The organism is Caulobacter sp. FW305-C-30-S16 (assembly GCF_058783025.1).
This window is the reverse complement of sequence record NZ_JBYSYH010000001.1, coordinates 837,605-854,511: the sequence shown is the minus strand read 5'-3', so window position 1 is coordinate 854,511 and position 16,907 is coordinate 837,605. Positions and strand designations below refer to the sequence as shown.

Annotated in this window: 4 protein-coding genes; 1 reads left to right on the top strand and 3 read right to left on the bottom strand. The window is 67.5% G+C overall.

Features of this window, described 5'->3' with window-relative positions:
• Positions 1-60: 60 nt before the first annotated feature.
• From AC3WJT_RS04100 to AC3WJT_RS04090, 3 genes are all read right to left on the bottom strand, one after another.
• Positions 61-12,024, bottom strand: a complete 11,964-nt coding sequence (locus tag AC3WJT_RS04100; RefSeq protein ID WP_492341789.1) for a type I secretion C-terminal target domain-containing protein — start codon at positions 12,022-12,024, stop codon at positions 61-63.
• 197 nt (positions 12,025-12,221) lie between these two features.
• Positions 12,222-14,144 carry a sensor histidine kinase gene (locus AC3WJT_RS04095; RefSeq protein ID WP_492341788.1) on the bottom strand — a complete coding sequence of 641 codons (1,923 nt, stop codon included), beginning with the start codon at positions 14,142-14,144 and terminating at the stop codon, positions 12,222-12,224.
• Complete coding sequence (locus AC3WJT_RS04090) at positions 14,141-14,905, bottom strand: response regulator (protein WP_492341787.1); 765 nt, start codon at positions 14,903-14,905, stop codon at positions 14,141-14,143. The genes AC3WJT_RS04095 and AC3WJT_RS04090 overlap by 4 nt, the downstream gene beginning before the upstream one ends.
• A gap of 765 nt (positions 14,906-15,670) precedes the next feature.
• Between AC3WJT_RS04090 and AC3WJT_RS04085 the strand changes: the two genes are divergently transcribed.
• Positions 15,671-16,885 carry a tyrosine-type recombinase/integrase gene (locus tag AC3WJT_RS04085; protein WP_492341786.1) on the top strand — a complete coding sequence of 405 codons (1,215 nt, stop codon included), beginning with the start codon at positions 15,671-15,673 and terminating at the stop codon, positions 16,883-16,885.
• Positions 16,886-16,907: the final 22 nt, after the last annotated feature.

Below are 16,907 nucleotides of genomic sequence, written 5' to 3'. Positions count from 1 at the left end.
GCCATTTCCGACCAGGCCCGGGCCGCCCTTCCGACCGGGTGAGGCGCCGGGGCGGTCATCCTACAGCAGCCAGCCTCCGTCGAGGTCGCCGACGCCAGTATAGAGGTTGCCTGTGGTCCCCCGGTGGTCGCCGGTAATGGAGATCCTGAAATCGGCCTGGCCGTCGCCATTGACGTCGAAGGCGACGGACGTGGTTCCGGCGGTGTAGAGCACCACCGCCTGGCCAGCGACCTTGGTGAACCGGTTCACGAAGCTGAAGGCCTGGTCGCCCGCGAGCAGGCTGTTGGCGTCGATGGCCGACAGGTCGATGACGTCCCCGGCGGCGAAGGCCAGGTCGAGGATGCGGTCGGTCTCCATCTGGGCGGCGAGATCGTCGTTGCTGTAACGGAAGGTGTCCGCTCCCAGGCCGCCGATGAGGGTGTCGGCCCCGGCGCCGCCCGCCAGGACGTCATCGCCCCCCTGGCCTTCGAGGGTGTCCCGGCCGCCGGCGCCGTCCAGAGCATTGGCCCCGTCGTTGCCGATGATGCCATTGGCCAGGCCATTGCCCCCGCCGGCGATATCCGAGGCGCCGGTGAGACGGAGTTTCTCGACCTCGGCCCCCAGGGTGAAGCTGATCGACGCTTCCACCGAGTCTGTGCCGCCAAGGGCCAGCTCGACGATCACATCGGCGATATCGTCGATGACATAGGTGTCGTTGCCCAGACCGCCCTCCAGGGTATCGGCCCCGGCCCCTCCGTCCAGCAAGTCGTTGCCGGCGCCTCCGGACAGGACGTCGACATCACTTCCGCCGAAGAGAGAGTCGTGGCCGCTCCCTCCATCGAGCGTGTCAACGCCCTCGCCGCCGTAGAGCGTATCGTTGCCGCCGGCTCCGATGAGGAGGTCGCCGCCCGCCAATCCCCACAGGGTATTGGCGACGGCGTTGCCGGTGATCTGGTTGGAGGAGAGATTACCGAGGCCGATTGCAGCTGCGCGGGTCAGAACGAGATTCTCGACCCCGCCTGACAGAATGAAATCGACCGAGCTGTTGACGGTGTCATTACCGCTTCCGCCGGTTTCATCAACGACGTCGCCGATGTTGTCGACGATGTAGGTATCGTCGGCATAGCCACCCAGCATCCAGTCGGCTCCGCCGCCGCCGTCCAGACGGTCGTTGCCGCCATTCCCGACCAGCATGTCATCGCCCCCGCCTCCGCTCAGGGAGTCCACGCCGTCGCCGCCGACGAGCAGGTCCGCGGCGCGGGAGGCGATCACGCTTGTCCAGAGCTTTGCCCCGACCGTCGCGTTGCTGAAGGCGAGGTATTCGATGCCTGTCAGGTGGTCGCGGCCGTCATTGCCGGCGCTCGTCCGCTTGTCCTCTAGCCAGAACCCGCTGTAGCCATCCGATGTGATGGTGTAGTCGGAATGGCGGCCGGTCAGGACGACCGTGTCGACCCCACCATGGCCGTCGATGTCGTCATCGCCGCCGCGACCAGACAGAACATCGTCGCCGTCGGAGCCATAGAGTAAGTTGTCGGATGCGTTGCCCGTAACCGTGCAGGCGGCCAGGAGAAAACACCACTCAACCTCATCCGGAAGGACCAGACTGATGAGTGTCCCGGCAGAGTCCAAGCCCTCGCCGGCCCGCTCGAGTATGACGTCATTGATATCGTCGATATAATAGGCGTCGTCTCCCACACCGCCGATCATCAGATCCGCGCCGCGTCCGCCGTCCAGAATATCGTGGTCGCCATTGCCGATGAGCGTGTCGTCGTCATCCCCCCCGAACAGATAGTCCTGCACAGCGCCGCCTATCAGCGTGTCATCACCTCCACCGCCATAGAGAATGTTTTCCCCTGCGCCGCCGTAGATGGTGTTGTCGTGGGCATTGCCCGCCCCCTCGAAATCGCCCTCGCCAATGAACCGGACAATCTCGATGGAATTGTCCGAGGCGTGATCCGGATCAACCAGCTCATCGAGGGAAAGGTCGTTGTCGGTGGTCAGCACGGTATCGGTGCCTTCGCCGGGCCTCTCGACGACCATGTCATTGTGCCAGTCGGCGTCGACAACATAAACATCATCGCCAAGGCCGCCGATCATCAGGTCATCGCCCCCGCCAGGGCCCCCGTCGATGACGTTGTTCGCGTCGTTGCCGACGATAAGGTTGGACCCCGTGTTGCCCGTTCCGGAGATGGCTCGGTCGCCGGTGAGATAGAGGACTTCGACGTTCGCGCCGAGCGTGTGCGAAACATCGGACATGACAGTGTCCGTCCCCGCGTCGGCCTCTTCAACAACCTGGTCGCCCTCGCCGACAAAGTAGAGGTCGTTCCCGCCACCGCCCGCTAACGTGCTTGCAGCCCCGTTCCCGGTCAGGATGTTGTCGAGCGCGTTGCCTGTGCCCGTCAGCGCCGCGCCGCCGACAAGAACCAGCTCCTCGATGTTGTCGCCCAGGGTGAAGTCGGCCGCGGCCAGGACCACGTCCCGACCGCTGGAGGCCGCCTCAATGGCCTGATCGCCAGTGTTATCAACAAGATAGGTATCGTTCCCGGCCCCGCCCGAGAGCGTGTCCACGCCAAGACCGCCATCGATCCGATTGTCACCGGCGTTGCCCTGGATCGCGTTGTCGAGCTCGTTGCCCGTGCCGTCGAGGTCGTCCGGACCGACGAGCGTGAGGTTCTCCGTATTGTCGCCCAACCTGTAGTCAATGCTCGCCAGAACCAGGTCCAGCCCGGCCAGGGCCCCTTCCAGAACCCGATCGCCGACGTTTTCTACGGTGTACTCATCGTCGCCTGCGCCGCCCGACATGGTATCGGCGCCTAAACCGCCGTCGAGCCGGTTGTTGCCTGAATTGCCCGTGAGCACATTGTCGCGATCGTTGCCCATCCCGTCGACATCGCCGACGCCCGTCAGGGTCAGGTTCTCGAACGTGTCGCCGAGCGTGTAGGTGGACGCGATCTCGACCGTGTCGGTTCCCTCGCCGGGCAGCTCCACGATCGTGTCGTCGAGATCGATGCGGTAGGTGTCATCGCCCCCGCGACCGAACAGCCGGCTGGCGCCGGCATTGCCCGTCAGGATGTTATCCAGCGTATTGCCGAAGCCGTCGATGTCGGATCCGCCGGTGAGCGTCAGGTTCTCGACCTCGAGCTCAAGCGTATGGGTAACCGAGGACTCGACGGTGTCGACCCCGCCGCCGGCGGCTTCGACGATCACGGCCTCATTGTCAGCGATGACATAGACGTCGTCGCCGCGGCCGCCTGCCAGGGCGTCCGCCCCGCCGCCGCCTGTCAGCCGGTTGGCCCCGTCGTTACCGGTGATCTCGTTGGCCAGACGGTTGCCCGACCCGTCCACGTCGGCCGTGCCGGTGAGAATGAGATTCTCAATGTTGTCGCCCAGCGTGAAGCTCGCCGAGCTCCAGACCGTATCGAGACCCTCATCCGCGGCTTCGATGGCCGTGTCGGCGCTGTCGTCGACGGTGTAGTGATCATCGCCCGCTCCGCCTGACATGGCGTCGACGCCTTCACCGCCGTCCAGATCATCATTGCCGGCCTCGCCGACGAGCGTGTCATTGCCGCCCTCGCCGGACAGATGATCGTCCGCGAAGCTCCCGGTGATGGTGTTGTCCGCCGCCGAGCCGCTGCCCGTGAAGGCGAGCAGGCCGGTGTAGGTGACATTCTCGATCTCGGCATGATCATCGAGGTCAAACGCGGTCTGTACGGTCTCGAAGGTGTCGCTGCCCTCATCGGCCAGTTCGGTGATCGTATCCTCGCCGGTGAAGACGTAGGTGTCGTCGCCGGCGCCGCCGGCCAGGTCGTCCACGCCGGAGCCGCCGTTCAGGCGATCGGCCCCGGACCCGCCTTCGAGCACGTCGTCGCCTTCGCCGCCCTGGAGGATGTCATCGTCCTCAAGGCCGTGGATGACGTCGTTCCCGCCGAAGCCGTAGAGGATGTCGACCTGCGGCGTACCAATCAGCACGTCATCGCCCGCGCCGCCGTTGAGCAGGACGCCGGTGACGGTGGTTGCGAGCTCGAGGAGCTGGTCGGCGAACTGGATCGCTTCGACATTGACCAGATGGTCAGCGCCATCGTCGCCGTTCTCGGCGAAGTTGTCGACGACAAGATAGCCGCCGGCGCCGTCGGACGTGATCGTGTAGTCGCTCCGGACCCCGCTCAGGATCAGGATGTCGCGATCAGCACCGCCGTCGATCTCGTCGTCGCCCGCGCCGGCCGTGATGGTGTCGTCGCCCGCGCCGCCGTCGATGATGTCGAGGCCCGCGGCGCCGGTCCCCTCGTCGGAACTGATGATGTCGTCGCCGGCGCCGCCCGCGATCACATCGTCGCCGCCGCCGGCATAGAGGCTGTCGTTGCCCCCGTCGCCGTGGAGGGTGTTGTCGCCGTCGAGGTCGAGGAGCGTATCGCCGTCGTCGCCGCCGAACACGGTGTCGTCGCCCAGCCCGCCGACGATGTAGTCGTGGCCGGCTCCGCCGACGAGCGCGTCGTTACCGGCATCGCCGTAGATGTCGTCGTCGTCGTCGCCGCCTTCGATGGTGTCGACGCCGAAGCCGCCGCGCAGGAGATCGTTCCCCGCGCCGCCGTTCAGAACGTCGTCTCCGTCTCCGCCGAGCAGGGCGTCATGGCCTTCGCCGCCGGTCAGGCTGTCCGCGCCGGCGCCGCCGTCGAGGTGGTCATTTCCGGCCAGGCCGTCGATCGTGTCGTCGCCGTCGCCCGCCAGGAAGGCGTCGTCCAGGGCGGTCAGACTGGCGACCTGGTCCGTGGCTTCGGCGCGGCGATCCAGATAGTCGCCGCCGACCGGTGCGAGTTCGACCACGCCGCCGATCGAGCTGAAGCGGAGCGTTTCGACATCGGCCAGGAGATCGGTCCCGGCGCCGCCACGATTGTCGATCACACGGACGCCGTCGGCGCCGACCGTGATCGTGAAGTTGCCCCGCGCGCCGTCGTAGTCGGCGATGTCGAGGCCGCCGCCGCCGTTCAGGACGTCGTCACCCTCGGCGCCCGACAGCACGTCGTCGCCCATGCCGCCGTGCAGGTCGTCATCCGTCTCCACGCCGTGGAGGATGTCGTCGCCTTCGCCGCCGTCGAGCATGCCGCTGCCGACGAGGGTGTCATTGCCCGCCTCGCCGTACAGACTGTTGGCGCCGACCGTGTCGGTGAGCATGTCGTCGCCCAGGTCGCCGTGAAGCGCGTCGGCGTCACCACCCCCGCCCAGCATGTCGTCGCCCTCGCCACCGAACAGGGCGTCCGCGCCTGAACCGCCGTCAAGGTTGTCGACGCCGGACCCGCCTCTGAGCAGGTCGTCGCCTTCGTCACCCGACATCGCGTCGTCGCCTTCCGCACCGTCGAGCATGTCGTCGCCCTGACCGCCCGCGAGGACGTCCGCGCCGTCGCCGCCCCAAAGGACGTCATCGTCAGCGCCGCCGTCGAGGCTGTCGCTATCCAGCCCGCCGATGAGCCAGTCCGCTCCGGTCCCGCCGTCCAGATCGTCGGCGCCCTGGCCCCCATCGAGCACGTCGTCGCCCGCGCCGCCTTCCAGGTGGTCTGCGCCGTCGAGACCCTGCACGTCATCATCGCCGGAGCCGGTATTGACGAACCCGCCTAGCGACAGAAGCCCGATCGTGTCGTCGCCGGCCGTGCCGACGATGTTCAGGCCGGGATCGCGCGCCGGCTCGTAGTCGCCGTCGGCGAAGCGGAGCAGGGTGATCCCGACGAGGCTGTCCTGTCCTTCCGGGGAGCCCGGACGGTTGTCGGTGACAAGAACCACGCCGGCGAGCTCGACGACGGTGTAGTCGTCGCGGTTGCCCGAGTAGACGGCGATATCAATGTGCCCGGGTTCGGTCCCGCCAACAATCTCGTCATCGCCGCCGCCGCCGACGAAGGTGTCGTCGCCGAGGCCGCCAAGCAGCCTGTCGTCGCCGGTTCCGCCGTCCAGGCTGTCCGTCCCGTCTCCGCCGTCGAGGGTGTCGTCGCCACCGCCCCCGGCCAGCAGGTCCGCGCCGTCGCCGCCGCTCAGCCGCTGGGCGGCTGAGTCGCCCGAGAGGTGGTCGTCTCCCAGGCCGCCGTCGCCCTCGCCGCCGCCGGTGACGAGGATCTCGTCATTCCCCTCGTCGCCATACAGCAAGCCGGACCCGGTCAGGAGATCCGCCCCCGCGCCGCCGCTGAGCACGCCCTGGCCGGCGACGAGGTCGTCGCCGGCGCCGCCGTAGAGGACGTCCCGGCCGGCCCCGCCTGACACGATGTCATTGCCCATGCCGCCGTCGAGGACGTCGTCGCCGCCTTCGCCGAGCAGCACATCATTGCCTGCGCCGCCGGCGGCCGTGTCGGCGCCTTCGCCGCCGCGCAGGTTGTCGTGCCCGTCGCCGCCGTCGAGCACGTCGTCGCCGCCGAGCCCTTCGATCAGGTCGTCCTGGCTCGAGCCGGTGAGCGACTCTGCGGTCGTTCCGCCGACGATCCACTCGCCCGCTTCGCCCGCAACGTTGACTGTGTGATCGGTAAACTCGGCGCGCTCGACCTCCGTGAGGCTGTCTTCACCCTCGGACGTCCAGTTGGCCAGGATGCGGAATCCGCCCGCCCCGTCGGCGACGATTGAATAGTGGTCGCGCTGGTCGAGGTAGACTGCGGTGTCGAGCCCCTGGCCGCCATCCAGCGTGTCATCGGACGCAAAGGCCGGCAGGGCGTAGGGCGTGGCCCGCGCCTCTCCGGCGCCGATCGCATAGCGATCGCCTTGCAGCCGGTCGTCCCCGGCGTCGCCGTGGAGGGTCTGCGCCCCGTCCAGAAGGCCGGCGTCCGTCCAGCCGGCCAGCACGTCGCTGCCGGCATCGCCGTGGCCGATCCCGCCGTCCGCGACCAGCACCAGGTCGTCGTCGTCGCCCCCGAAGAGCTGACCGTATCCGCTGAGGGTGTCGTCACCCTCATCGCCATGCAGTTCCCCGGTCGACGCGACGATGACGTCGTCGCCCTCTCCGCCATGAATGAGGCCGACGCCGGCGAGCACGTCGTTGCCGACGTCGCCGTACAACTCCCCGGCGCCGACGATGATGTCGTTGTCCGCGCCGCCGGACAGCACGTTGGGACCATCATCGTCGAAGATGTAGTCGACGCCGTCGCCGCCGAGGATGGTGTCGCCGCCATGACCGCCGGAGAGGATGTCGCCGTCCGCTCCACCGTCGAGGGTGTCGTCGCCCGCGCCGCCGTCGATGTGGTCGACGCCTTCGCCGCCCAGGAGGGTGTCGCTGGCAGATCCCCCCTGCACGAAGTCGGCGCCCGCTCCGGCGTCGGCGGTGTCCGTGCCTTGCTGACCGAAGATGCGGTCGTTGCCTTCAAAACCGGTCAGGCTGTCGTCGCCGGCCTGGCCGAGCAGGATGTCGTCCGCCGTGGTTCCGGCCAGCGTCAGCGCCATCACGGGCGCGGCAGGCAGGGCGATCTCGGTATCGGCGAAATGGAGCAACTCGACGCCCTGGAGGACGTCGACGCCGTCGGGCGAGCCGCCTCTCAGATCGCGAACCGTGACGCTGCCGTCGGCATTGCCTTCGATCCGGTAGTCGCCGCCGACGATGACGAAGGTCCCGTCCGGCTGGACCGGGGTCGCATAGCCCCAGCCGCTCATCCCACCTGAGTAGAAGGCGGTGTCGTAGTCCTCGCCGCCGTCGAGGCGGTCATCGCCGGCGCCGCCGACCAGGCGGTCGTCGCCCGCGCCGCCCAGGACCACGTCGTCGCCGCCACCGCCTTCAACCTGATCCGCGCCGTCGCCGCCATCGAGCAACTCGACGCCGGATTCGTCGGCGCCGATCCAGCCTCGCAGGGTGTCGGCCCCGTCGCCGCCCAGGCCGATGCCGCCTTCGGTCAGCACCAGATCGTCACCGTCGCCGCCGTCCAGCACGCCGGATCCGGTGAGGGTGTCGTCGCCGCCGTCGCCGAACAGCGCACCCGTCCCCGACAACTGGTCGCGGCCGCCCCCGCCGGACAGCACGCCCGCGCCGGTGATGACGTCGTCGCCCAGGTCGCCGGAAAGCGTGTTTTCACCGTCGGAGTCAGTCAGGCGATCGTTGCCCGAACCTCCACGGAGGAAGTCATTGCCCAGGCCGCCGGTCATAACGTCGTCGAAGCCCGTGCCGACCAGTTGTTCGCTGGCGTCGCCGCCCGCGAAGATCGCGCCGGTCTCGCTGTCGGACAGCAGGACATCGCCGTCGGCGAAGCGCAACGTCTCAACGCCAACGACCGTGTCGGCGCCGTCCAAGCCCTGGTTGTCGATGACCAGGTAGCCGCCGGAGCCGTCCTGGGTGATCGTGTAGTCGCCTCTGGCGCCGGCGTAGATCGCGACGTCCGCGCCTTCGCCTCCATCGATCATGTCGTCGCCGGCCTCGCCGGTGATTGCGTCGTCGCCATCGCCCCCATGGAGCGTGTCATCGTCGTCGGAGTCCGTCGTCCGGCCGCCGATCAGGACATCGTCGCCCTCGCCGCCATCCAGGAAGTCGGCGCCTGCGCCACCGTTGAGGACGTCGTCGCCGCGATCGCCGTGGTAGGATCCCGCACCGTCCCATCCGAGAATGGCCGCCATCAGGTCATTGCCATCTCCGCCATGAGCGACCGCGTTTCCACTGAGCTGGAGAACGTCGTCGCCGTCGCCGCCGTAGAGGAGCCCGCTGCCGGCCACCACGTCGGCGCCTTCATCCCCGTTGAGAACGCCGGAGCCGGACACCGCGTCATTGCCGAGACCGCCGGACAGAACGCCCGCCCCCTCCAGAACGTCGTCTCCGTCCTCGCCGAAGAGCAGGTTCTCGCCTTGGTGGTCGACCAGATGATCATTGTCCGCACCCCCGCGGAGGTCGTCGTCGTGCGTTCCCCCGTCGAGGTAGTCCTCGTCCTGGCCGCCCTCGAGCAGGTCGTCGCCGGAGCCGCCGTAGAGCGTGTCGGCGCCGACCCCGCCGATCAGCTGGTCGGCGCCGTAGCCGCCGACGAGGTAGTCCTGACCTTCGCCGCCATCGACCACGTCATCGCCGCCACCGGCGTCGATGTGGTCAAATCCGCCACCGCCGAATACTGTGTTGTCGGCTCCGAAATCCGGGTTCAGCACCGTGGTGAGTCCGCCGACGTAGTGCGGGTCCAGCGCGCCGGCTTCGAGGTAGAAGGTGGAGCCCGGCAGCAGATCGTCGCCGGCAGTCCCGTAGAATGTGCCGCCCGTGCGGAACGACAGTCGCAATTCGACGTCGGCGAAGGCGATCAGCTCGATGTTGGTCAACGTCAGCACGCCGTCCGGCGCGCCCGGCCGGTTGTCGGTGACCGTGAAGACGCCGCCGCCGTTGTCGACGACGGTGTAGTCGGCCTGGCGTCCGGACAGCACCACGACGTCGTGGTCGTCTCCGCCATCGATGGCGTCGGCGCCGGCGCTGCCGAGGAACAGATCGTCTCCCGCGCCGCCGCGCAGGTTCTGGTCGCCCGCGCCGCCCTGCAGGACGTCGGCTCCGTCGCCACCGTCGCCGCTGCCGCCGAGGACTGTGATGATGTCGTCGCCGACGCCGCCGTCGAGCGCGCCCGCGCCGGTGATGACATCGTCGCCCTCGCCGCCGTCGATGAGATTGAGACCGACCCGGTCATCGATGAGGTCGTCGCCGCCGCCGCCGAAGATCGTGTCGGCGCCGCCCTGGCCGTACAACTGATCGGCCGCGCCCCCGCCGTCGAGCACATCGGCGCCGTCGCCGCCCGACAGGATGTCGACGCCATCAAGGCCGGTGAGCGTGTCCGCGCTGGCGCCGCCGGTCAGAACATCATCCCCGTCGGAGCCGGTGAGGGTCAGCCCGATCGCCGAGGGCGCATAGGCGGGCGAGAAGTTGTCGCTGGTCAGGTCGGCGGCCGTGACGCCCAACAGCATCAGGACGGCTTCCCAGCCTTCGGCGCCGGCCAGGCCGTCGCGATCGATCTCGAGTATGACTTCGGAGCCGAGCTGCCTGACGCGCAGATAGCCTTCGGCGAACGGGTCCGCGCCCGTCGGGAAGGCCGACATCCAGTTGAACAGGCCCGACAGGTCGATGACGTCGCCGCCCGCGCCCGCCGTAAAATCCCGGATGATGTCCACAGCGCCCACGCCGGGATCCACGTCCGCCAGCACATAGGTGTCGATGCCCGCGCCGCCGCTCAGCACCGCCGTCGCCCCGTCCGCCGCGACGCCGACGAAGCGATCGGAGTCAGCGCCGCCGTCGGCGACATCGGAGCCCAGCGACACGTCCAGCGTGTCGTCGCCCGCTTCGCCGTTCAGGATATCGGTTCCGGCGCCGCCCACCAGCGTGTCGGCCCCGCCGCCGCCGTCGATCCTGTCATTGCCCTCGCCGCCGCGGATGAGGTCGTTCAGCGAGCCCGCGGTCGCCGTGTCGTTGCCGGCGCCGAGGTCAACCCCGGACTGGAACCAGACCTCGATGGAAGCCGTCGAGATCTCGCCGAAGGTGACCACGTCGGCGAAGGCCGAGCCGGTGAACGCGGCGAGCGCCTCGATACCGGTGATCGCGCCGCCGTTCACCCAGCCGGTTCCACCGCCCCAGAGGTCGGACAGATCGGCGACGATGCCGGCGTCTGCCCCGGAGTAGTCGATCACGATCCGGTCGGTCCCGGCCCCGCCGTCGATGGTGTTCGAACCGACGCCGCCCTGCAGGGTGTCGTTCCCGTCGCCGCCGAACAGGGTGTCGTCGCCTTCATCGCCGGCCAGGAAATCATCGCCGTCGCCGCCATCGATGACGTCGTCGCCCGCCCCACCGTAGACAACGTCGGCCAGCGCGCCGGCGGTCGCCGTGTCATCGCCGCCGCGAAGATGCACGCCCACGGAGAAGAAGACTTCGATTACGGCGGTCGAGACGTCTCCGATCGTGACAACGTCATCGAACTCGGTGGTGTCGAGCATGCGCAGGGTCTCGACGTTGGCGACCACGCCGCCGTTCACCGATCCGGTCCCGCCGCTCCAGACCGCCGAAAGGTCAATGACCGCGCCGGCCGCGGCGTCCCGCAGGTCGATCCACAGGGAGTCGACTCCGGCGCCGCCGTCGATGTCATCTACGCCCGTGCCCCCGTACAGGGCGTCGTCGCCTTCGCCGCCCCTGAGCACATCATCGCCGGCTTCACCGTACAGGGTGTCATTGCCGCCACCGCCCAGCAGCTGGTCGTCGCCAAGACCTCCGTAGAAGCGGTCGTTCAGCGCGCCGCCCACACCGATGTCGTCGCCGCCGTGCAGCAGGACGCCCGGGGCCCAGAAGTCGCCGAGCCCGTCGGTGGCGATGTCGCCGGTCATCACGGTGTCGTCGTAGTTGGTGGCCTCCAGCCGTGAGAGGGCTTCGACATCAACCACGGTTCCGCCGTTGACCAGCCCGATGCCGCCGCTCCAGAGCAGCCTCAGGTCGACCTCGATGCCGGTCGCGGAATCGCCGAAGTGGATCGAGAGCGTGTCGGTGTCCGCGCCGCCTTGGACCGTATCGGCGCCCGCCGTGACAAAAAAGAAGTCGTCGCCCGCCCCACCCGACAGCAGGTCGTCGCCGCCTTCGCCATAGAGCGTGTCGTTCCCGCCGTAGCCGTACAGCTCATCGTCGCCCTCGCCGCCATAGAAGCGGTCGTTCAGCTCGCCGCCGCTAGCGAGGTCGTCGCCGCCGTACAGCAGGACGCCCGGCGCCCAGAAATCGCCGATGCCGTCGGTGGCGACGTCGCCGATTGTCACAATGTCGGCCTGGCTGGTGGCCTCCAGGCGGCCGAGCCGTTCGACGTTGGTGATGGCGGCGCCGTTGACCCATCCTGTTCCGCCGCCCCAGAGCGCGCTCAGGTTGATGAACAGCCCCGCAGCCGACTCGCTGAAGCGAAGGACGATCGTGTCGGAACCTTCACCGCCATCAACCGTGTCGGCGCCGTCTCTGAGGATGATCACATCATCGCCGGGGCCCGCGTGCACGGTGTCGTCGCCGCCCGCGCCGTCGATGGTGTCAGCGCCATCGCCGCCCGTGATGACATCCGCTTCGGCGCCGCCCACCAGGACGTTGTCGTCGTTGTCACCCACGAGGTCCGTCATGCCGCTCACTCCAGTTGTCCCGGAGCGCGAACACGACGTCGAGAGCCGACCGTTATCGACCGAAGAGGTCGTCGGACGGCGTGCCGCAGATGCGGCAGCGGGCTCGCGCCGGGGTGAGACAGGATCCGGGATCCCGTGTCTCAGGCGCTGCACTTCGCTGCGACGGGCTGCCTCTCACAACCCCATGCATATGTGGGCTATCCGTGAGGGATAAGCGCGTAGAGCACTGTCCCCGAAGGGTCTCCGGGCGTGAGTTCGAGCTCGCCGCCCAGCTCGGCGACCCTGCGCCGCATGCTCAACAGACCCCGACCTTCCTGAGGCTGATCGGGCATGCCCCGCCCATTGTCGATGACCCGGATCTCGAGGCCCTTCGCCACTTCCTCGACGTTCAGATCAACGCGCGAGGCGCCGGAGTGCTTGATCACGTTGGTGATCGCCTCCTGCAGCAGGCGATAAATCTGCAAGATTTCCTGCGGCCGATAGGTGCGCCCTTCCGGGCCGAACGCGTCGGACCAGTGCGCTTCTACTCCGGCGGCCTCCAGGCGAGGCAGGATCCGGTCTCTGAAGGCGTGCAGGGCCTCCTGCAGGTTGTCGCCGGCGCTGTCCATCGAGTCGATGATGAGCCGCAGGTCATCGATGATCACCTGGACAGCGTCCGGCAGTTCAGCGGGATTGAAGCGCTTGCTGCGCGCCATGGCCAGCAAGCTCATCAGCTGACCGCCGACGCCATCGTGCATGTCGGAGATCAGCCGCTGCCGCTCGGCGTTGATCGTGTTCAGCCGCTCTTGCTCGCGCAGCCGGAGATAGGAGTCCCGGATTTCCTCTTCCTTCTCGGCGACCTGGATGGCGAGTGACGCCCGCGCGGTCTCTGCCTGCCGGTACAGCAGGAAGCCCCGGTAGAGCATGATCACGCCCAGACCCGTCGCCAGGTAGAACGGCAACAGGTGCCTCGTGTTGAAGGTCATCGGAATGAGCAGCCACGACGTGATCTGGCTGTTGATGGTGGTCACGACGTAGATCGAGAACACCACGAGCGGCCAGAGCGCCTGGCCTGGGTCCCGTCGGAACCAGAGCAGCAGCCGCACGCCGGCATAGATCGCGGTGATGAACAGATACGGCGCGTCGACGTAGGTCAGGACCGGCGTCCAGCCGACGATGTATGCGATCAGGACAAGTCCCAGCAGACCGAGAGTCACCGTGTGCAGCAGGATCGCCTCGATCCTGCCGCGCGATTTTCGGCTGAGCACGAGCACGAAGTCAGCGATGGTCGCGCCGTTGAGGATCGAAACCGCCGCCCCGACCGCGGCGTACGCAGCCTGATCGAAACGCCAGTCGTTCCACAGCGAGTAGTATGACCTGGCCGCCAGGGCGATCATCATCAGGCCGAAGGACAGGAACAGCCGACGATTGTCGGCGATCGGCAACAGGAGAAGCCCGGCCAGGCCGACGAAGGCCGCCAGGCCGATTGCGAGCCACGGCGTAACGATCCGCATTTCGACGGCCTTGTCCCGCAGGCCATCGAGCATGCGATAGTCGCCGAACTGGACGTGGGTGACGATGGGCAGGCAGCCGTTGTGCCTGACCAGCAGGTCGATCCGGTTTGTTCCCGCTACGAGCATTTTGTCGGGCAGGGTGAGCAGATAGGGCCTGCGGCCGTCCCGCGAGGGCTTTGCGTCGAACTTCCCTCGCGGCTGGTCGATCAGATGGCCGTTCAGGTAAACGGCGACGTTGTCCGCGGCGAACTGGACGAGCAGTCCCTTGGCCTCCCCGCCGGGTTGGGCCTCGAACGGGAGCTGGACCCGCATGCCCACGCCTTCGTGTCCGCGTGTGCAGGTGTTCCTCAGCGCCTCGGGCGGCACCATCGGCAACCGTCCCTCCTTCACACCCGGCCCGGGTCGAAGAAGCTCCAGCGTCGCTGGCGGGGTCGTGATGTCCACGCGCTGGGCGAGCGCCTGCCGGATCAGCAGCTGGTCAATGACCTGCGGGGGTTGCGGCAGTTTCTGGACCGCGGCGGAAAACCACCAGAACGAACCGTGGATACCAGCCACGAGAACAGCCATGACGACCCAGGCCCGCCAGCCCGGAGCGGGGCGGACAATCGCTTCGAGCCAGGATTTCATAGCCTGATCACTCCCGACGCCAGCGCCTCGAAGACGGCTTCGCCCTTCGAGTTGACGCCCAGTTTGCGGTAGATGTTCTTCACATAGTCGGCGACGGTGTTGGGAGAGATGCCCATGATCCCCGCCGCTTCCTTGTAGCTCAGGCCCTTCGCCAGCACCTGCAGAAGCTCGACCTCGCGATGGGTGAGCGTCAGGCCCGATTGCAGCGGGGTCGCCGCCGCGGGAGCCGCTTGCTCGCGCACGCGCCGCAGCAGGTGGGCTGCGGCGGCGGAACTGATCGGCGACGCGCCGGCCAGGGTCGCGAAGATCTCGCGCACGAAAATGTCGTCCTCGGTGTCCTTGAGGAGATAGCCGTCTGCGCCGGCGGACAGGGCATCCATCACCCGGCGCTCGTCGCTGAACAGCGTCAGCACCAGGATCCGACAGCCGGAAAGTTCCGTGTCCTGGCGCACCCGGCGGATGACATCGATACCGGACCCGTCCGGAAGCCCGAGATCGAGGATCAGGAGGTCGGGTTTCTTTTTGATGACAGCTTCGCTCGCCGCCACACTGGCGGCCTCGGCGATGATCTCGAAGCCGGGGGAGACGGTGAGGATGTCGACGAGATGGGCCCTGATGGACGGATCATCCTCGATCACGCCCACCCTGATCGATCGCGACCCGGGCGCCGGCTGCAATTCCTCTCCGCAGCCGCTCATCTCGCTCCCCTGACCGTGGTCTGCAATCGGCCTCCAGGTGCGACCAGACTCGAAGAACGCCATTTTATGACCGCACCGGCGCCGCGCAAGGCTGCCCAAAGGGAAGCCCGGGCCCAATCTGCAACCTTCGATGCCGCAGGCGCCTCCGCCCGGTTGCGATGTTCGTTGCCACGACCGTTTGGCCGTGGGGGCAGCGCCATGTCGATAGCCGCTGCACGTCGGGGTCGAAGCGGCGGGCGCCCCTTGGCTGAATTCCGCGGGAAGAGGCCCGAGCCTTCTGGAAGGGCCTGCCTACGGGCGCAAACTCAATATCTGCAGATGGCGCATTGCCGCCGCTCACCACGCCTTCCGGCGACTCCAGCCTTCAGTCGGTGTTCCTGGATCCACCGCATACGTCCCCGGCTTTCGGGTCGAGTTGCGGACAAGCGCCTCGTCCGACGATTTGAGTACGGGACCTCGCGCCCTTGCGGCCTGACCACCCATGGCTCGATCTTCAACCGGCCGCCGACATCGGTGATCACGCCCAACGCCTGAAGCGCCGGATCGCAGGATTTGGGGCCGATGATGGCGAACCGGACTTCGATGACCGCCTCCGGTCGCCTGGCCTCGATCGGAGGAAGACGACGCGGGGCGATGGCGGAGAGGGTGCCCGCCACACACATGTCCATAGGTGTCCACAGATGTCCAATAAAACCATTATAAAACAATAACTTACGCGCCATTTGTCTTCGCCTGTGCGCGCTTGTGCGGTAGTATCCAGAGCCGGAAGTGGGACCGAAAGTGGGACCCGCGAAGGGATCTGAGAGAATGGCGAGAACTCTACATCGATTGAAGGCGAAGCAGTTGGATGCGCTGGGCGTGGGCCGTCACGCCGATGGCGGCGGGCTCTATCTCGTCCGCGACAAGGAAGGCCGGTCACGCTGGGTCCTCAGGTGGAACCGGGGTGAGGTCAGCAGGGAGATGGGGCTGGGATCAGCGGGACCCGGCGGGGTATCGCTGGCAAAGGCTCGTGCGAAAGCGGACCAGGCGCGCAGCATCCTAGAGGATGGCGGCGACCCCATCGAAGTGCGCAATGCGGAGGCCGCGCCGCCCGTGCGCATCCCGACGTTCGGAGAGTTGGCCGACGAATACATCGAAGCCCAGTCGCCCCAGTGGCGGAATGACAAGCACCGGGCGCAGTGGGAAATGACCCTGACGGTCTATGCAAAATCCCTTCGTGACCTGCCTGTCGATCGCGTCACGACACTGGCGGTCATGGCAGTCCTGAAGCCGATCTGGCTGGCCAAGCCCGAGACGGCGTCGCGCCTTAGAGGACGGATCGAACGGGTGCTGAACGCTGGCAAGGCCCAAGGCTTCCGAAGCGGCGAAAACCCGGCCCAGTGGCGCGGCCACCTTGACCTGCTGCTCCCGCCCCGCAAGAAGCTCTCACGCGGCCATCATGCCGCGCTCCACTATACGAAGCTCCCGGACCTCATCACGCGCCTCAGGACCCGCGAGGCGGTCTCCGCGACGGCTCTGGAGTTCCTGATCCTGACCGCAGCGCGCACGAGCGAGGTGCTTGGCGCGACGTGGCAAGAAGTCGACATGGCGAACAGGGTCTGGACCGTTCCGGCTGAGCGCATGAAGGCAGGCCGAGACCATCGTGTTCCCCTCAGCGGCCGTGCGATGGCGCTTCTTAGAACTATCAAGCCGCTGACCGCCGGCAAGGCTCAGGAACAGCGGCCGATCTTTCCGAGCCATGACGGGGGTCCGTTGTCCACGAACGCGCTGAGCAAGCTCATGGAGCGGTTGGGCTGCGACGACACCGTTCACGGGTTTCGTTCATCATTCCGGGACTGGGCCGGTGAGGTCTCAAGCCATCCCCGTGAAGTCGCTGAAGCAGCTTTGGCGCACACCATCGGCGATGCGACCGAGCGGGCCTACAGGCGGGGCGATGCTCTGGAAAAGCGCCGCAAGCTCATGGATGCCTGGGCGACCTACATTGAGCCCAAGGCTCAAGGTGGAAAGATCATTCCCTTTGGCAAGACCGCGAAGTCCGCTTAGCGGTGCATCGCCTGCCCTACTC